This window comes from Rhodanobacter sp. UC4443_H10 (genome assembly GCF_052978325.1).
The window spans coordinates 2,053,665-2,072,372 of the sequence record NZ_CM129668.1 but is presented as its reverse complement, the minus strand read 5'-3'; the positions used below and the strand labels follow the sequence as shown (position 1 = coordinate 2,072,372).

Annotated in this window: 14 protein-coding genes and 1 pseudogene; 7 read left to right on the top strand and 8 right to left on the bottom strand. The window is 59.4% G+C overall.

Annotated elements, in window-relative coordinates; genetic code table 11:
- Positions 1 to 26 precede the first annotated feature (26 nt).
- Positions 27 to 1,340 (bottom strand): substrate-binding domain-containing protein, encoded by a 1,314-nt coding sequence (locus ACVCMB_RS09630; RefSeq protein WP_395120237.1) that lies wholly within the window; start codon positions 1,338 to 1,340, stop codon positions 27 to 29.
- A gap of 284 nt (positions 1,341 to 1,624) precedes the next feature.
- Positions 1,625 to 3,016 (bottom strand): Do family serine endopeptidase, encoded by a 1,392-nt coding sequence (locus ACVCMB_RS09625; protein ID WP_395120236.1) that lies wholly within the window; start codon positions 3,014 to 3,016, stop codon positions 1,625 to 1,627.
- 354 nt (positions 3,017 to 3,370) lie between these two features.
- On the opposite strand from ACVCMB_RS09625, the gene ACVCMB_RS09620 reads away from it, so the two are divergent.
- From ACVCMB_RS09620 to ACVCMB_RS09590, 7 genes are all read left to right on the top strand, one after another.
- The gene (locus tag ACVCMB_RS09620; protein ID WP_447106797.1) at positions 3,371 to 6,655 is read left to right on the top strand and encodes an LAGLIDADG family homing endonuclease; all 3,285 of its coding nucleotides are present in this window, start codon (positions 3,371 to 3,373) and stop codon (positions 6,653 to 6,655) included.
- A gap of 63 nt (positions 6,656 to 6,718) precedes the next feature.
- Positions 6,719 to 7,312, top strand: coding sequence for a hypothetical protein (locus tag ACVCMB_RS09615; protein WP_210772175.1), 594 nt, complete (start codon positions 6,719 to 6,721; stop codon positions 7,310 to 7,312).
- A gap of 100 nt (positions 7,313 to 7,412) precedes the next feature.
- The gene (locus ACVCMB_RS09610) at positions 7,413 to 8,156 is read left to right on the top strand and encodes a TSCPD domain-containing protein (RefSeq protein WP_447106796.1); all 744 of its coding nucleotides are present in this window, start codon (positions 7,413 to 7,415) and stop codon (positions 8,154 to 8,156) included.
- 442 nt (positions 8,157 to 8,598) lie between these two features.
- Positions 8,599 to 9,780, top strand: coding sequence for a DNA cytosine methyltransferase (locus ACVCMB_RS09605; protein WP_447106795.1), 1,182 nt, complete (start codon positions 8,599 to 8,601; stop codon positions 9,778 to 9,780).
- 13 nt (positions 9,781 to 9,793) lie between these two features.
- Positions 9,794 to 10,768: a phosphoribosyltransferase-like protein gene (locus tag ACVCMB_RS09600; protein WP_447106794.1), complete on the top strand. Its 975-nt coding sequence runs from the start codon at positions 9,794 to 9,796 to the stop codon at positions 10,766 to 10,768.
- Positions 10,732 to 12,798 carry an ORC-CDC6 family AAA ATPase gene (locus ACVCMB_RS09595; RefSeq protein ID WP_447110563.1) on the top strand — a complete coding sequence of 689 codons (2,067 nt, stop codon included), beginning with the start codon at positions 10,732 to 10,734 and terminating at the stop codon, positions 12,796 to 12,798. Before ACVCMB_RS09600 ends, ACVCMB_RS09595 begins: the two co-directional genes overlap by 37 nt.
- Positions 12,767 to 13,795: a hypothetical protein gene (locus ACVCMB_RS09590; protein WP_447106791.1), complete on the top strand. Its 1,029-nt coding sequence runs from the start codon at positions 12,767 to 12,769 to the stop codon at positions 13,793 to 13,795. Before ACVCMB_RS09595 ends, ACVCMB_RS09590 begins: the two co-directional genes overlap by 32 nt.
- Before the next feature lie 156 nt (positions 13,796 to 13,951).
- Here the strand turns inward: ACVCMB_RS09590 and ACVCMB_RS09585 are convergent, their stop codons facing one another.
- The 6 genes and pseudogenes from ACVCMB_RS09585 to ACVCMB_RS09560 form a co-directional block, all read right to left on the bottom strand.
- The gene (locus ACVCMB_RS09585) at positions 13,952 to 15,013 is read right to left on the bottom strand and encodes a hypothetical protein (RefSeq protein WP_447106790.1); all 1,062 of its coding nucleotides are present in this window, start codon (positions 15,011 to 15,013) and stop codon (positions 13,952 to 13,954) included.
- Between the two features lie 362 nt (positions 15,014 to 15,375).
- Positions 15,376 to 15,693: pseudogene (locus ACVCMB_RS09580) on the bottom strand (type II restriction endonuclease); the annotation flags it as partial.
- Positions 15,694 to 15,711: 18 nt separating this feature from the next.
- A protein-coding gene (locus ACVCMB_RS09575; RefSeq protein WP_447105647.1) for an IS3 family transposase occupies positions 15,712 to 16,868 on the bottom strand; the annotation gives its coding sequence in 2 pieces (ribosomal slippage) (positions 15,712 to 16,619 and positions 16,619 to 16,868; 1,158 coding nt in all).
- A gap of 27 nt (positions 16,869 to 16,895) precedes the next feature.
- Positions 16,896 to 17,525 (bottom strand): lasso peptide biosynthesis B2 protein, encoded by a 630-nt coding sequence (locus ACVCMB_RS09570; protein WP_447106788.1) that lies wholly within the window; start codon positions 17,523 to 17,525, stop codon positions 16,896 to 16,898.
- Positions 17,526 to 17,575: 50 nt separating this feature from the next.
- Positions 17,576 to 17,716 carry a benenodin family lasso peptide gene (locus ACVCMB_RS09565; protein WP_447106787.1) on the bottom strand — a complete coding sequence of 47 codons (141 nt, stop codon included), beginning with the start codon at positions 17,714 to 17,716 and terminating at the stop codon, positions 17,576 to 17,578.
- A 171-nt stretch (positions 17,717 to 17,887) separates the two neighbouring features.
- Positions 17,888 to 18,517 (bottom strand): GntR family transcriptional regulator, encoded by a 630-nt coding sequence (locus ACVCMB_RS09560; protein WP_447106786.1) that lies wholly within the window; start codon positions 18,515 to 18,517, stop codon positions 17,888 to 17,890.
- Between the last annotated feature and the right edge of the window lie 191 nt (positions 18,518 to 18,708).

Genomic DNA, 18,708 nt, shown 5'->3' with positions numbered 1-18,708 from the left:
CCGCCTCTGCGGCGCGGCTCACCCGGTTATCGCTTGCTGACGCGCAACACCTGGCCCTGTTGCAGGTGGTCGCTCTTGAGCTGGTTCCACGCGCGCAATTGCGCCACCTCGACCGAATGTGCCTTGGCGATCGAGGACAGCGTGTCGCCGCGCACCACCTTGTACGTCGAATGGGTCTGCGTGGCGTCGGCGCTGACGCCGCGGAAATTCTTGCCGTTGGCCTGGCTCACCGTGGTGGCCGAGCCGCTGGCGCGCTCGACGCCGGTCACGGCGACGTTGCTGACGCTGCCGCTGACGCGCTCCAGCCGTGCATCGTTCGCCGCGCGCTCGCGGCGCGCTTCCAGCGCGTTGCGGGCCTGCACCGTGCGCTCCGACGTGGGCGCGATGGCGGCGCGGGACGCGTAGGTGGCGCCGGGCGCCGAGATCGGCGTGCCCTGCGACCGCGCGCGCGCGCCGACTTCGGCCAGGATCGTGCTGCGGCGCTCGGCATCCATCGCCGCCAGCCGCGCGCCGTCGTCGTAGGGCAGCACGCCGTGGCGACGCAGCGCAGCCTTGGCCGGCTCGGTCTTGAGGAAGTCCACGAAATCCTGCGCCTGCTCGGCCTTGGCGCTGTGCGGGTTGGTGACCAGGTACAGCGGGATGAACAGCGGGTAGCTGCCGTTGGCGATGTTCGCCGTGGTCGCGGTCCGGCCGTTGATCGGGATCGCCTTCAGCTTGGGGTTGTCACTGATGCCGGCCAGCATGGCCACGCCCAGGCCGTTCGGGTTCAGCGCGATGCCTTCTTCCAGCTTGCGCGTGTTGACGTACAGCCGCGGCGCGGCGACCGGCTGGTTGCCGCGGCCGAACAGCAGGCTGCGCAGGCTGTACTCCACGCCGTCGCCGGGGCTGGCCACCGCGTAGACGTCGATCGGCGCGTTGCGGCCGCCGACTTCGCTCCAGTTGTGGATCTTGCCGTAGTAGATGTCGTGCACCTGCTTCAGCGTGAGGCTGCCGATCGGGTTGGACGCCTGGGTGATGATCACCAGGCCGCTCCAGGCCACCGGGGTGAAGGTCAGCCGGTCGTTCTGCGCGCTGCCGTCGGAGGGGCGCGCGCTGCCGGCGAGGTCGGCGGTGCCGTTGCTCACCGCGTCGAGGCCCGAGGCGGTGTTGAACGGCTGCAGCTCGATGCGGCCGTGGCCGGCCTTCGTCCATGCCTTGCCCACTTCGTTCATCACCGCGTTGGCGGTGGCGTCGTCGCCGCGCCAGACCAGGCTGCCGGACTTGGTGGCCGCGGTTGCCGCGGTGGAGAAACAGGCGCCGATCAGGGCGAGGCAGAACAGGCGAGCAAAGCGTACGGACATGATGATGCGAAACCCCGGCGTGATGAACTCATGACATGGGCGGATGAGCTGGCCGATCGGGCCGACCCACCCGTCTGGCGACTTGACGAAGGTGCGTGATCGAAAGCGGATATGCAGCCGACGCGCGGCGCGTTCGACAAGCCGTCAGGATATTGGATCGGCCTGAACCCACAATATCAAGCGATTTCTGGCGTTTGCGTGACGATGCGTCACAGAGCGTGCGCGCGAACACGCCGTTCACGCGACCCACGTCCGGTTTTTCGCGCGGTCGCTTTGCCGCGTCGTCAGTTGATCAGTACGTAGTGGCTGCCGTCTGCATCGGCCACCACCAGCACCAACTGGCGCAGGCGCACGCCGGCCAGCCCGCGCAGCATGCGCAGGCTGGTGAGGCGCTGGTTGCCGATGCCGACCACCACGTCGCCCGCACGCAGTCCCGCCTGGGCGGCGCGGCTGCCTGGCTGCACCGTGCTGACGGCGGCGCCGTACCAACCCTGGTCGCGCTGGCTCTGGCTCAGCTCGCTGAAACGCACGCCGGCCAGGCGCGGGTCGAGCTGGCCGCCGTCGAGGCTGGCCAGCTTCTCGGCGCTCAGCGTCGCATTGACCTGGCGCGGCTGGCCGTCGCGCACGATGCCCAGTTGCAGGCTGCTGCCCAGCGGCAGCAGGCCTTCGGTGTTGCGCAGCTGCTGCACGCTCTGCAGCGGCTTGCCGTTGAGCGAGGTCAGCACGTCGCCCGGCTGCAGCCCGGCGCGCGCGGCGGCCGAACCGTCGCCGACGCCGGTCACCACCACGCCCTTGCTCTCCTTCAGCCCCAGCGCCTGGGCGATGCGCGGGGTGATCGCCTGCGCCTGCAGGCCCAGGCTGCCGCGCTCGACCTTGCCATGCGCGATCAGCTGCTTCATCACCTCGGCGGTGAGGTTGCTGGGGATCGCGAAGCCGATGCCCACGTTGCCGCCCGAGGGCGAGAAGATCATCGTGTTGATGCCGACCAGCTCGCCGCGCAGGTTCACCAGCGGGCCGCCGGAGTTGCCCGGGTTGATCGAGGCGTCGGTCTGGATGAAGTTCTGGTAGCTCGAATCGCCCAGGCCCGAGCGCCCCAGCGCCGAGACGATGCCGGCGGTCACCGTCTGGCCCAGGCCGAACGGTTCGCCCACCGCCACCACGTAGTCGCCCACGCGCAGGGTGGAGGAGTCGGCCATCGGCAGCGCGTGCAGGTCGCTGGCCCGGATCTGCACCACCGCCACGTCGGTGGCCGGGTCGGTGCCGATCAGCTTGCCCTTGAAGCTGCGCCCGTCCTGCAGCGTCACGCTGATGTCGTCGGCGCCGGCGACCACGTGGTTGTTGGTCAGGATGTAGCCCCTGGCGGCGTCCACGATCACGCCCGAACCCAGACTCTGCTCCACGCGCTCGCGTGGCGTGGGCGGCAGGCCGAAGAACTGGCGCACCATCGGGTCGTCGAAATACGCATCGCGCACCGGCACGTGGGTGGTGCTGGAAATGTTCACCACCGCCGGCGTCACCCGGGTCAGCATCGGCGCCAGCGACGGCATCGGCTGGCCGTCGATCGCCGCCGGCAAGGTGGCGGCGCGGCCGGCACCCGGCAGCGTGCCGAACGCGATCACCAGCGCGGCCAGCAAGCCGGTCAACCACGACGGCACGGAGGGATGGCGAGGCGACATGAGGGGCTCCTTGGCGGGGGTGAGTTCGGCGCTGGTTCGACCGATCGGCGGCGTGCGGGTTCCCGCCGGCCGATGCCGCTCGCAGGACTTTACTTCCCGGAGCGGCAGGGTTAACTTCCTCCCTTGGTAACAACCACAACATCTTGTGTTGAAGCGCCAATGCCGAGACTAGCACTGGTGCCAACCGCGGCGTTCTTGGGGAGGAGCCACTGTTGTCGGAAAGCCAGGGGGCGGGCAGGCCGGGAGGTCGTTCCCGCCCGTGATCTTCGTCGCCGTCGCGTCGCGAGCGACACCCTTACATCCCAATAAAAATCAACGGGGGCCGCGAGGCCACACCGAGAGGTCAGCAAAACGATGAGCACAATGCGTGCGCCAGCCAACCACCCTGCCACCGGCCGCGATGCTGCCGTGGACATCCCGCTGCAACCCGCCTCGTGGGACATCTGGGACAAGAAGTATCGCCTGAAGACCAAGACCGGCGAGCCGGTCGACGGCAGCATCGACGAGACCTACCAGCGCGTGGCGCGCGCGCTGTCCGACGTGGAAGCCACCGACGAGCTGCGCGGCCACTGGTACGAGCGTTTCCTGTGGGCGCTGCGCCGCGGGGCCATCCCCGCCGGCCGCATCACCTCCAACGCCGGCGCGCTGGCGCACAAGCCGGCCACCAGCACGATCAACTGCACCGTTTCGGGCACCATCCACGATTCGATGGACGACATCCTGGAGAAGGTGCACGAGGCCGGCCTCACCCTGAAGGCCGGTTGCGGCATCGGCTACGAGTTCAGCACCCTGCGTCCGCGCAACGCCTATGTCTCCGGCGCCGGCGCGTACACCAGCGGCCCGCTGTCGTTCATGGACATCTACGACAAGATGTGCTTCACCGTCTCCTCTGCCGGCGGCCGTCGCGGCGCGCAGATGGGCACCTTCGACATCAGCCACCCGGACGCCAAGGAGTTCATCCGCGCCAAGCGCGAGGATGGCCGCCTGCGCCAGTTCAACCTCAGCCTGCTGATCACCGACGGCTTCATGCAGGCGGTCGAGCACGACCAGGACTGGCCGCTGGTGTTCCCGGTGCACGTCAAGGAAAAGGACGAGATCGACATCAACGACCCGAGCAAGGTCGTCTGGCGCGAATGGCCCACCCACGAGAACTATGTCGACCGCGAAGACGGCCTGGTCGCCTGCAAGATCTACAGCCACATCCGCGCGCGGCACCTGTGGGACATGATCATGGTCTCGACGTACGACTACGCCGAGCCCGGGTTCATCCTGATCGACAAGGTCAACGAGATGAACAACAACTGGTGGTGCGAGCACATCCGCGCGACCAACCCCTGCGTCACGGCCGACACTTGGGTGCAGACCGCCGAAGGCCCGCGCCAGGTCAGTGACCTGCTCGGTCGAGGCTTCATGGCCCGCGTGGACGGCAACGATCACGCCACTGGCGCCGAGGGTTTCTTCCGCACCGCGACCAAGCCGGTGCTGGCGCTGCAGACCGAGGAAGGCCACCGCCTGCGCCTGACCGAGGACCACCGCGTGCGCCGCGTGTCGCGCCTGACCCGCTGGAGCGTGGACACCGAGTGGTGCGCCGCCGGCGCGCTGCAGCCTGGCGACCGCGTGCTGCTCAACGATCACCGCGCCAACGCGCAGTGGCCCGGTGCGCTGACCGGGGAGCAGGGCTACCTGCTCGGCCTGCTGGTCGGTGACGGCACGCTCAAGCACGAGGCCGCGGTGTTGTCGGTGTGGCCGCAGGCCGCCGTGATGAACGGCTCGGTGGATGGCGGTACCCGTGCGCTGATGGCCGAAGCCCTGCGCTGCGCCCGGACGCTGCCGCACCGTGCCGATTTCACCGGCTGGTCGGAAGTGGCCGGCCGCGGCGAGTTCCGCATGAAGTCCGCCGCGCTGCGTGACCTTGCGTTCGAGTTCGGCATGAATCCGGGCGACAAGGCGATCACGCCGGCGCTGGAGCAGGCGTCGAGCGAGGCCTATCGCGGCTTCCTGCGCGGCTTCTTCGACGCCGACGGTTCGGTGCAGGGCAGCCAGGCCAAGGGCGTGTCCGTGCGCCTGGCGCAGTCGGACCTGCCGCGGTTGGAAGCGGTACAGCGCATGCTGCTGCGCCTGGGCATGCCGTCACGGATCTATCGCGACCGCCGTGTCGCAGGTGAAAGCCTGTTGCCCGATGGTCATGGCGGCAGGCATGCCTATGCCACCCGGGCCCAGCACGAGCTGGTGATTGCCGGCGAGTCGCTGCCGCGTTTCGCCGAATTGATCGGCTTTGCCGACAGCGACAAGGCCGCGCGTCTGAAGGCCGCCTTGTCGGGCTACAAGCGTCACCTCAACCGCGAGCGCTTTGTCGCCACCGTGCAATCGCTGCAGGCCGATGGCGTCGAGGACGTCTACGACGTGCAGGTACCCGGCATCAACACCTTCGACGGCAACGGCCTGCACGCGCACAACTGCGGCGAACAGCCGTTGCCGCCCTACGGCTCGTGCCTGCTCGGCTCGGTCAACCTGACCAAGTTCGTGCGCGACCCGTTCGGGCCCAAGGCGCGTTTCGACTGGGAGGAATACCGCGAGGTGGTCAAGGTGTTCACCCGCATGCTCGACAACGTGGTCGAGATCAACGGCCTGCCGCTGGAGCAGCAGCGCAACGAGATCATGGGCAAGCGCCGCCACGGCATGGGCTTCCTCGGCCTGGGCTCCACCGTGACCATGCTCAAGCAGAGTTACGGCAGCGCCGAGGCGGTGGCGTTCACCGAGGACGTCTCGCGCGAGATGGCGCTGGCCGGCTGGGAAGTGGCGCTGGAGCTGGCGAAAGAGAAGGGCGCCGCGCCGGTGCTGCTGCGCGACTACACCGTCACCGGCGACATGCTGCGCAAGCGCCCGGAAATGGCGGCCGACGGCTACAAGATCGGCGACACCATCCCCGGCCGCGTGCTGCACGCGAAATACAGCCGCTACATGCAGCGCATCGCCACGGTGGCGCCGGAGCTGGTCGAGCAACTGGCCGAGACCGGCGCGCGTTTCACCCACCACACCTCGATCGCCCCCACCGGCACCATCTCGCTCAGCCTGGCCAACAACGCCAGCAACGGCATCGAGCCGAGCTTCGCGCACAGCTACTCGCGCAACGTGATCCGCGAAGGCAAGAAATCCAAGGAGAAGGTCGAGGTGCTCAGCTTCGAGCTGCTCGCCTACCGCGCGCTGATCAACGCCGAGGCCAGGCCGTTCACCGACGATGCCGCGCACAAGCTGCCCGACTACTTCGTCTCCGCCGACGACATCGGCCCGAAGCAGCACGTGGACATCCAGGCCGCCTCGCAGAAATGGATCGATTCGTCGATCTCCAAGACCGCCAACGTGCCCACCGATTACCCGTACGAAGACTTCAAGGACATCTACTTCTACGCCTACAAGCAGGGGCTCAAGGGATGCACCACGTTCCGCTTCAACCCCGCCGCTTTCCAGGGTGTGCTGGTCAAGGAATCGGACCTTGAAAACACCCTCTACCGCTTCGAGCTGGAGGACGGTAGTGTTGTCGAACTGAAAGGCAATGAGCAGGTGGAATACGACGGCGAGATGCATTCGGCCGCCAACCTCTTCGATGCCTTGAAGGAGGGTTACTACGGCAAGTTCTGAACTGCGCGCAGTTTCCCGAGGGCCACGGCACGTACTGACATTCATCGGAGGGGAACACCAGTTATGTCCATCGACAACGAGCTTGAGTCAAGCAACAACCCAGCGGCCGCCGAGGCGCCCGCCGTCGTGCTGCCCGTGCTGCCCGAGGTGGCGCCGGCCGCACCCGCCGCGGCCCCGGCGAAGAAGGCACCGGCACGCCGCAAGGCCGCAGTGAAGAAGGCGGCACCGAAGAAGGCCGCGGCCAAGAAGGCTGCGCCGAAGAAGAAGGCTGCCGCGAAGAAGGCGGCTCCGAAGAAGAAGGCCGCGGCCAAGAAGGCAGCTCCGAAGAAGAAGGCCGCCGCAAAGAAAGCGACTCCCAAGAAAAAGGCTGCAGTCAGGAAGGCCGCTCCGAAGAAGGCTGCTGCCAAGAAGACGGCAAGGAAAGCGGTGAAGAAGGCCGCCGCGAAGAAGGCGGTGCGCAAGAGCGCGAAGAAAGTGGCGAAGAAGGCGGTGAAGAAAGCCGCCGTCAAGCGCGCCAAGCCCGCCCGCAAGGCGGCGGGCAAGAAGTCGGTCGCCCGCAAGGCGGCCCCGAAGAAGGCGGCGGCAAAGAAGTCCGCCAGCAAGAAGAAGGCCGCCCCCAAGGCAGCCAAGAGGTCCACTGCCAGCAAGAAGAAGTAAGCCGTACCTCCTCCGGCCCGGCGTCATGCGCCGGGCCGGAGGGTTTTTCACGTCACACGTCGCCGCCATCGCGGCGCGCCCCAGCAAAGAAGCGAATCCCATGGCAATCAAGATCGACAAGAAGATCACCGGCTACAACGTGGTCAAGCCCGAGGACAAGGTTGCCGATGCGGCCGGCAGCGCAAAGCAGGCCACCCCTGCCGCGCCCAAGCAGGCCGAAGTGATCCAGATGCACGAGAGTGTCGAGCGGCCGGAAACCCTGGTCGGCTCCACCTTCAAGGTCAAGTCGCCGCTGTTCGAGCACGCCCTGTACGTCACCATCAACGACATCGTGCTCAACGCCGGCACCAAGTACGAGCAGCGCCGCCCCTTCGAGATCTTCATCAACTCGAAGAACATGGACCACTTCCAGTGGATCGTGGCACTCACCCGCATCCTCTCCGCCGTGTTCCGCAAGGGCGGCGACGTGACGTTCATCGTGGAAGAGCTGAAAGCCGTGTTCGACCCCCGCGGCGGCTACTTCAAGGCCGGCGGCGTCTACATGCCCAGCATCGTCGCCGAGATCGGCTCGGTGGTGGAGCAGCACATGAAGAACATCGGGCTGATCCACGACCCGGAGATGGACGAGGCGACCCGCAAGCTGATCGCCGAAAAGCGCGCCGCCTACGAGGCGATGGACTCAAAAAAAAACGCTGATGCGGGCGTGAGCGCCGAGTCGGCAGGCGCCGAGACGCTGACCTTTCCGGCCGGCTCGATGATGTGCGACAAGTGCAACACCAAGGCGCTGGTGCTGATGGACAACTGCCAGACTTGTTTGAATTGTGGGTATTCGAAGTGCGGGTGATTAGCGGCAACTGATGATGATCAAACAAGAGCGGCCGCGATGCCGCTCTTGTTCTTTGAGCAGTATGAAAGTGGGTCGGATCCATTTCGTTCGCCACGAGCGGTGACGCCCCCATACCCCCTACATGCGGTCTTGGACGCCAGCAAAGCTATCGGGTGCATGGGATGGGGGAAGTGTCCCTGATGGTTGGGCCGTGCATGTTTGAAGGAATTTTAGCTTTGATATCAGGCGGATATGGGCTTGAAATCAGCGGTAACGCCTTCTTTGAACAAGGGGACTGGAACCGGCATACTGTCCCTTTACGTTCCACTGTAAAAACAGTCACTTAGACGAACGTTTGAGAGACCCGCTCCAATCCACCTCGAATGAATGGGGCGATTGAACGAAAACCTTGTAATCAGTTTTTTCTTCCAAAATTTGTAACCTAGGTTGCAGTATATCGATGGCTAAGTCGCAGTTTGTTTCACTCTTCGCCGGTTGCGGCGGCATGGACCTTGGCTTTGTACAAGCTGGGTTTGAGCCCGTGGCCGCCTACGACAATTGGGATTCGGCGGTCGAAAACTACAAAAGGAATATAGGCGGGCATGCTGAAGTTTTGGATTTATCAATCGCTCGATTACCCATTAGCGTAAAAAAATGTGATGTTGTAATTGCGGGCTCACCTTGCCAGGGATTTTCGACAGCCGGAAAGCGGGAGGTTGATGATCCACGGAACAAACTACTGAGTGCCGCCATTAAAACATCCATCGATTTGAGCCCAAGGGTTATTGTTCTTGAAAACGTGCTTGGGCTATTGTCCGGTGAGCATCGTGCTTACTGGGAAAACGCTTGCAAAAAACTTCACAAAGCGGGTTATAAAACCCTTACCCAAGTGGTCGATGCACGTGATTGTGGAATCCCTCAAACCCGCCGCCGCGTTATCGTGCTTGCTTGGCGAACTAAGAGTGATCCGGAGCCCATTGGAATAACCGACAAGCGGGTAACTCTTGCTTCGGTGCTGAGCGGTGTCCGTGGTGTTAGTAACCATCATCCCTCCGCACTTCAGAAGGATTCTGACGACTTTCGGATTGCTCAGAAGATCGAACAAGGTCAAAAACTTTGTGATGTGCGAGGTGGCCCCAACGCAGTGCACACTTGGGATATCCCGGAAGTTTTTGGCAAGACGACAGCCCGCGAAAAGCAACTGCTAGTTGAGGTGATGCAGATACGGCGGCGTGTCCGGCTTCGTGATTTTGGCGACGCGGATCCGGTAAGTACCAGGCTCTTGGTTGCGGCACTGGGCAAGGCTGCTGTGCGCGACATCAATAGCCTCGTAGATAAGGGTTATCTTAAGATGATCAAAAGCAATGTAGATCTCAAGCATGGATTTAATGGGAAGTATCGAAGGCCGAAAATCGGCGGTGAATCGTTTACTGTTGACACAAAGTTTGGCGACCCTCGTTACTTTCTTCATCCCACTCAGCACCGAGGCTTCACCGTTCGAGAAGCAGCAAGGATTCAGGGTTTTCCCGACACTTACATTTTTCGTGGTTTGGTGAAAGATCAATACAAAATGATAGGTAACGCTGTACCCCCTCCGATGGGTAAAGCTATCGCGAAGCTGGTGCAGTCAGTCTTGGCTTAAGAATGGATTAACGATGGCCTCAAAGATTGACGAGTGGGAGTTAAATGTCGAGCGCCGAAACAAAGCCATGTATCTAAGAGGCCTATATGAAACTATGGCAATTCAGCTATATGGGCAATATGAGCCCACACGCATGGTTTCACATAGAGTCTCTAGAAAATTTTTGAAGCGAGTAGAGTCGTGGATTGACTGTTTCGATAACGACGATAATAAATGGGCCGCGTTTCGATCATTGGAATACCTACTTTTTGCGGGGCAAGCTGAATTTGATGAGCTTTACCGTCATGCGGCGGAGAATATCATTAAGCCTTGGCTGATTGACATCAATAGCATAGACATATTTTCGCCGGACGCGGGCAAACGTATAGACGAGGCGATTGAACAGTGCTGGATATGTCCAGCGACCGATAGTTTGCGCATCAATGGTTTCCTACATGTGTCTCACATGAGGGGAAAATCGATAAGGCCTGATTGGTATAGTCTTCGTGAACTGGGTAGCAGCTCCCGCATTGACGATTTTGTAAGAAATAACGGCGTAAAGTATCTCATCATTCTCGAGGATTTTTCAGGGACGGGAAACCAGCTGTCTAGAGCAATCGAATACGCTGCAGGCGTTTTTAAAGGGCCGATTTTGGCTGTGCCACTTATTATTTGTGCGCCTGGCCATAAAAAAATGCAGCGAACGGTTTTAAGCGGAAATTTGCAGGATGTTAGATATGATCCAGGTCTGGTTATCTCTGAAGATTGTCTGGTAGGGAGGGATGCCATTGATGGTCAACCAAAACTATTCCCTAAATTGCGAGAGGCGATGAAAGATGGATATCGGAAGATAAAACGAGAAGGAGAGTTAAATGGGAAGGCGTTTGGTTACCAAGGGACGGGAAGCTTAGTGGTCCTATACAGCAACTGCCCAAATAATACGCCGCCAATTTTTCATTTTGATGGTGAAATATGGCGCCCCCCTTTCCCCAGAAGTACTCGGGTCTAGCTATGCAGAGGCACGACAATCCTTTTCATGACCTATGGCTCACGGAGATCCTAAATCCCGCCGAGTTCGTAGATATGTTTAGTCCGCATATTGTGAAACATGCGGCTGAACTTTTTGGAACAAGCAATGTGGTTGTACGCGGCACCCAGGGAAGTGGCAAGAGCATGCTACTTAATTTGCTGAGCACAACGACTCGTATCGCGTACGAGAAAAGCAATATCAGCTACCCAGGTCCGGTGAATGGTCAACCTTTTATGGCTTGCGGCGTCCATCTCATTAGAGATAACGCTCGAATTGTTGCTTCTAGACTAGACGAGGTTCCAGTAGATAGGCGGAGAAACTGGGCAGCGACTACGTTTGCCGACTATCTAAACTATCTGCTTTGTAAGGACATGCTAGACAATATCCTGTTGCTAGGTCGCGAGCAGTCCGCTAGCGGGTGGCTGAAAAATAATATTCATATAAATTTGAACGATAGAACCAAAAAAGCCTTGGTGAGTAAAATAGTTGATTCAGAGGTATGGTTTGGCTATCTAGATGGATGCCAGAACCTTGATGAAATTCAGCGGAGGCTGTCATCTAGGTTGCAGGCATATAGGAGATATTTTAATTTCAATTGTGATAGTTTAGATAAAGAAGTTGAGTCGTCGAAAACTAGTATTGGTGAGCCAATGATGGCGCTTGCTGATGCGCTTAGGGATTCGGGTACTACACCCGAAAACACGTTGTTCTTTCTTCGGATAGATCAGCATGAAGAGCTTTATGCCCTCGAACACTCTTCTGGATATGGTGAGATATTCCGACAGGTGATTAATCGTGCTATTGCCCTACGTGAAGGACGAGTTTCCTATCGTATAGGCACTCGCCATTACGCATGGAGCGACGATATCGAAGTATGGGGAAGTGGAGCGAAGCTCGAAAACATGCGTGACTACGTCACCGTAGATTTAGACGAAATTTATCGGCGGCCTGAGATCGGATCCACGCCATTTGATGATTTCGCCGAAGACGTTTTTGGTCGGCGGCTTAAAGCAAGTGGTTTTCAGGTTTCCCACACAGAAGGTAAGGGATTGCTTGATACCGTATTCGGTAAGTCCTTGAGCGCTGATGCACGTGCGCTGCGATTTGCAAAGAGCGAGACACCTCGACTTTCCTTTGGTAAAGATTGGGATGATCGGTGGAAAGAAGAATTAGAGAAGATGTGGCTGGATGGGCGACCTTTACAAGCCAAGTTGGGTGAAGCGTGGTTGCGCCAAGAGATACAGCAAAAAAAAGGGATTCATAGAAACCGAGCTCTCGTTCAAGGGTACCCTTGGTTAAAAAAAGATAAGATTTATTGGGCAAAAGAGCGCAAGGAGGCAGCGTTGGTGCAGATGGCCGGAGCTGCTATTCAATCGCTGATCTGGAGCGGCCGAAAGCACATTATTGATCTTGCCGGATTTAACATCTTGTCGTTCATGTCGGTTTGCCGCGCCATCTGGGGGGCCTGGTTGCGCAATACCTCTGATGCTGAACTAAGGGGGCTACAGGGTCTACCTAGGATTCCTGTGGATGCGCAGATAATCGGAATTGGTGAGGCGAGTAAGGTCTGGTTCGATAAATTGCGGGAGGGTTTGGACGGGGATCGGAGGGCAAATTTCATAAATGCCCTGGGTACTTGGTTTTCTCGCTCGATACGCGAAGACAAGGCGTTGTCAAATCCAGGGCACAATGGGTTTTCTTTACTCTTGTCGGAGTTCGAGGCGGGTGGGTGGATGATTGAGCTTATAAAAAATTCGAGGGACCACGGTGATCTTATAGAGTCGGAACATACCACAAAATCTAGCGACCAGAAGCCGCGAAGAAAGTGGTATTTGCACCCGTTACTTTGTCCATATTTTCGAATTCAATTTGTTAGAACGAAAGAGCCGATTTACACGAAAGTACATGAATTGGAGGATATTTATAACGGGTCTCAGAAAAAAGGTGATATCGTAAGGATTGCTAGGAAGAAAACTGGTGGGTCAGACGCCCAGCGAGAGCTTTTCTAGGGATGGCATCGTGACGCCAATGAGGCCGTGGGGAACTATTGACTGGCTGTTTCCGAAGCTGTCGGTGAGGGCTTGGGAACTGTTTTTTTGTGCTTCGTTCGAGGAAAGAAGTTCGGCGCTCGCAGAATGGTGTGCGATGCGTGGCGTTGTGCCGAAGAGCGCTCATTTCCTCCGCATAAATGATCCCGTTAATCGCTTTACAGATGAGGTTGAGCGACTAACGGATACGCAGGAAAGGCGACTTAGGGAATTTTTCCCAAAGAGTACATTTTATCGAGAGGACCTCTTAGCTCAGCCCGCCGTTTGGAATTCGATTCTTTCTCAAGCGTTGCCAGATGCTGAGTCCGTGATATTAGATATTAGTACGCTTCCTAAGCGAGTATTTCTTTTTATTGTCAAACGTCTTCTGGCGAAGGATTCACTAAAGAATCTGATTGTCTGTTATACGAGGGCCGGTTCGTATCCGGAGGGGGTGCTCACTCAAGATTCAAACCCGATCGAAGCTCTCCCCGGATTTGCCCGTGTGTCTGAGGGGACAGGAGCATCTTTGGTTGTCGGGGTTGGATATGTTGCGTTTGACATAAATCAGCTCATTGAGCAGGTGCAGGCGGTGAATCTACATTTCATGTTTCCCTTCCCGCCTGGGTCGCCAGCATTCAGGAGAAACTGGCGGCTTATACGTCAGTTGATGCCGCAGGCGTCGATACCGCTGGAAATTCATCGTATTCACGCGATGGATATGTTTGCGGCTCTCGACTGGTTGAAGCAAATTGGTAGCGATGCTGACGGCGACCTGGATATGGTTGCTTTGGGGCCAAAGCCACATTCTTTAGCCATGGGACTCGCGTCGTTATCGGTCGGTGAAACTTCGCAAGTCATGTATTCGCAGCCAAAGTTATACCATCCGAGTTATTCGATTGGCGTGGCTAGGGGCTCAGATGGTGCTCCCGAAATATATGCATATTGTTTAAAAAGACACGGCGTTAGCTACATCTGAGGTTCGCGGCAATCTTTGTTCGCTCGGGGCCTTTCCGCTTCGAGTAGCGGTGCGATACGTAGTCTGAGCTACTTCAGCGCCTTCCATTGAGCCCGGTATTAGATCGAGCTGCCGATTACCGTTGAATCAATGCCGTTGGGCTCATTTTCTAGAGCCCTACAGTCCAAAAACATCAATAGCCCCGGTCGGGGGAAGATGAATGAACTCGCTTGCGGGGATGCCCGCCTGCTCGCGTACGCCGCCTCTCTGGCCGCTGTCACTGCCTCGCGTTTCGAGGTGCGCCGTATAGGCTAGCTCGAAGTTTGGCTTCAGCCGCAGTACGTGCCATCGGAAGGTGGATTCCCCGATGTGCGCGTCTGTCAAAGCGGTGGTAGGGTCACCGTCTTTTGCGCGTTTTCCGCGCAGATCCTCCAGCACGAAGTGATACAAAGGACAGATGCCGTCAAGTAGTTGGGGGAGCTTGATCAGGTGCTGGTCCACACCAAAGAAGCCTTCTCTTGAGGGGTATTTGCGCTTGAACTCGGCCGCAAAGATCTGATCTTTCCTGCGGCAGATGGCATCCACGTCGAACGGTCGCCCGCCTGTCAGTTCTAGGAAGCAGTTGATGAAAATCCTAGAGCGGATCAGTTCGTCGATCGCGGTGTCCCCTGCTTCCACGAGCAGGCGCAGCGCGTTCTCTGGGATTTCCCCGGTGGTCAGCATGCTCCGGACCCGGCCGCGTTCGATGTTCATTTGGCAGGGGTTGCGGTCGAGAAACTGATCGGCGCTGAGGATCGTTGCTTGGCTGCCGACCTCTGACAGCCGCAGCTGAGTGCCCTCGAACCAGGCCTTCCATGCCGGGATGTTGTGTGACATCAGCAATCGTGAAAAATCGTCATCGAGCGCACTCCAATCGCGGACGGAGGACGCCAGTTTGAACCAGATGGATGGTGCCCGTGCATCGCGTGCGTTGCAGACATACCAGTTGCCCGCTACCTCGTGATTCAACTTCATTCTGCGAATGAATATCCGCTCGAACACGAAGGCGGGTATGCGTTTCGGGCCTTCAGCCTGAAGAAAGGCCGAGAGCGGCGCCGTGCGGCTGGGGGCGTCGCAGTCGATCAGCCCCTGATAGAACGCAGCGGCGATACTGCATGTGGTGACGTTGCCATTGAGGCGAAGTGCTTTCGGGCAGCTAGTGGAGAGTTCAGCGAAATCACAGGAAAGAGCTTCTTGCATTGGATTCGCACAGTAGATACATGTCGATAGCGTAGCGCGTCAACCCGTGTCCTCGGAAATCCCCTCGTAACCGTGAATTCAAGATCACTTCCATGATTCGGGCTGCAGTTCGGAGATTTACGCTTGACGAACTAGCTACGGTGATCTGCTGCCATCTGTAGCAGCGGAAAAGCGCTGGAATCTGAGCGGCTCAGTGCATGCTTTGTGGCTCGTGTGGAGTCTGGTCACCGCGGTGCGGCGGTTGGCTGCTGCCCTTTCAAGGTGTTCCTTAAATTTTTCTCCACGGCGTGGGGTGGATTACTTTCCTTCCGGTCCACTCTCAGGAGTGGAAGAGCAGAGCCGGCCGCGTGTCGGCATTGCTTTCAGCCGGCCTGTTTGGCAGCAATGAATTTGGCGAATTCGTTGACGCCCCATAGCCACTTCCGTTGGGCGTCGGTATAGCTCTCCTGCAATGGTTTGGGTACCACAAGCGTGAGGTGCCAGGCCGTCATCTCTGCCGTCTGGTTCTCGCTGATGGCCGACTCCAGTGTGAGCAGGTGCTTGTTCGGGATGCGTTGGGCTTCCGACAGAACTTGACGCCAGCGATCTTTGCAGGTGGTCTTTACGCCGAGCATAGCGAGCATGCCTTCGGCAAAGTTTGGATCGTGGTATTCGCTCCGGCCCGGGAACATGAAGTCTGGCTTCGCGTTGTTTGGGTTCTACCCCGTTTCCACGGACGGTTTGATTAAGGCTGAAAACTCCCGGTCGCGCCGGGCAACTCTACGACGCATGCGCGGGTTGTGGAACCGCTCAAGGTAATCGAACAGATCGGCCCGCGCCTCGTCGCGAGTCCGGTAGCAGCGATGGTGCACCCGCTCTCGTTTGAGCATCCCGAAGAAGCCCTCGCACGCCGCGTTGTCGGCGCAGTGGCCAACCGCACTCATGCTGCTCACCAGGGCATTCCCGCCCAGGAACTTCTGATACGTGCCGCTGATGAACTGGCCACCGCGATCGGAGTGCAGGATGACCTCCGAGCTGCCTTGCCGCTGCCACACCGCCATTTGCACCGCCCGCACCACCATGTGGCGATCCTGGCGGTGATGCATCGACCAGCCCACCACCAGCTTGCTGTACAGATCGACCACGACGCACAGGTACAACTTGCCTTCCTGCGTCGCGACTTCGGTGATGTCGGTTACCCATTTCGTCTCCGGTTCGGAGGCTTGGAAGTCACGTTCCAGCCGGTTCTCGATCCCCACGGGCCGGGCGCCCGGCTTGCCGCCAAAACGGCGCCGGGTTCGCCGTGGCCAGCCCTGCAGGCCAGCGCGGGCCATCAGTCGAGCCACCCGATTGACGCTGGCATGCATGCCCTCATCGACCAGGTCCTCTTGCATGCGTGGGGCGCCGATGACGCCCTTGCTGTCCTCGTGGATCTCCCGGATGCGCTCCAGCAGGCCCGCGTTGGCCCGCGCACGCGGGCCCGGCTTGCGCCCGACCCAAGCGTAGAAACCACTCGTTGAAACTTCAAGGCAGCGGCACATCATCCCGACGGGATAGTCGCTGCGGCAGCGCTCAATCACCGCGTACCGTTCGGTGATTGCTTCGCGAAGTACGCTGCCGCGTCTTTTAAAAAATCCCGTTCCTTGGTCACGCGCGTCAGTTCGCGCTTGAGCCGAGCGAGCTCCTCGTCACGCGGGGTGCCGCCTCCGGGGAAAGCTTTGCCACCTCCCGCCTCGGCCTCCCGCACCCACCGGGTCAGCATGTTCGGATTGACGCCGACCTCCAGGGCGACCTGGCGGCAGCTCGACTTCGACCGCCGAACCAGTTCGACGATCTCCCGTTTGTATTCAGGGCTGTAACGCTTGCGCTTGGACATGGACACTCCTCTGGCCCAGTATGGGGCTTAGTGAAAGTGTCCGCAGAATCGGGGTAGAACCCGGGCGGAGAATGGATCGCACGCGACTCCCATGACGAGGTGGGCATGCAGACCTTGCTTGGCGAGGAATCTAATCATCGAAAGTGAGTCGATCAGACAGCACATCTCGACGGGTACGTAGGGACGAACGCGGTTGAAGTTAGTAGCAGCTTTCAACAGGCGTTGTGGGAGTTCGGACTGGTCTTCGACAGGCGCCGACGTTCTGCGATTGCGGTAGTCGCTCACGGCTTTGAGGATGGGCTTTAGGCGTCGCACTTTCAGTTGCAAGCGCATCATGGCAACGACAAGAAAGACATCTCGTGCCACATCGAGAGGAACCCGGCTATGGGGACAGGGAACCTCAAGCGCACTTTCGCTTGGGAAAGCAATGCCTGTTATCGCCTCGCCGTGCGATGCCATCGTCGCTTGCGGTAGCAGGTTATGTTTGATCGGTGCGCCAATGCCTACGACCGCATCGTCAGGAGCTTTCAGATGGCTGAGGAAGCTGCATTCGAGCGCTCTGGAAAGCTGGAAGTACCGGTCTTTCTGTATATCCAGGAAGAACAGTCGGCCATCAAGCTCGCAGAACGATACGTTCGCATTCAAATGCTGGATCATCGTCGACTCCAAGGTGGAAGGGGCGCGCTGAGGAGCGCGCCCCTTGGCGGTCATTCTTCGGAAATGCCCGGAATGACGCCGAGGCCGTTCGCCTCGCTAATTCCTCCCGGCCCTTTGGTTTCGACGCTGGCGACGCCGAGCACGATGACGTCTTCCGGCAGGTCGGTATGCATGTTTTCGTTCGTCTTCATCTCAGTCTCCTTCGGTCACGTCATGGCCGTCCCATGACGTGAGCAGCGTAGAAGGCGGAAATCTTGATTTTCAAATGATTATTGTGCTGTCACCCGGTAATTATTCCGGCAGCGTCATGGTCGTCCCGTCATGTGGGGCTTTTCGCGAACCTTTTCTGGTCGAACAAGCTGCTAGTGGGCGTAGCCGCTATGGTCGCTCAGCAAGGCCACGATACGCGGCACCAGTTGTCTGCGGCGATCGTGATAGTCGTGCAGCGCGGCCCTCAGGGCCGGCATGTCGCGAGCCAGCCAATGCTGATGTAGCCGCGCAAGCTCTTCGTGGGCATCGTCGAGCAGTCCCTGTTTGGCTCGACGTATGGGCGCCAGCTGATCGTTGGCCTGCTTAACCGCGCGGTGCAAGGCACCGTGGGCGGTCGATCGGGCGATCGCGTCGAACAGCTGCCAGGTGAGTTTCACCGGGTCGCTGTCGACGGTCGCAAACTCCGGTGTCCTTGACGCCTGGAGTATCGGATCCTCGCCGATGTCGCATGCCATCAATAACAACCGTTCCATCCAGTCATAGAGATCGCGCAAAGCGATTTCGTTGAGCAGCGGAACGTGCAGTCCATCGCGGGCGTTATCGACGATCAGGGCTTCGCCGACCAATCGGTACAGGGCGAAGCGGACTGGTGTGGCGCTGGTCTTGAACTCGCTGGCGAGCCTGGCCGGGTCGATTCGCTCCCCGGGTGCGTAGCGTCCTGACCGCATGGCGCGTTTGACCTGCCTGTACACAAGGACGCTCTTGGAGTGGATCGGATCCATGGCTGGACTCCCTGTCTGCGGATGGCGATTTCCCTCCTTGGATGGCGCAAGGATCTTTCGGCACCTGAGAAGGAGTGGGAACGCCCCCCGTTGGGCAGCGCGCGGATGTGGCGAAAGTTCTTGAACGCGCACGGCTGGATTAGCTCAAAAATCGGCACCATAAGTGTGATGTGATTCTCACTGTGGAATGT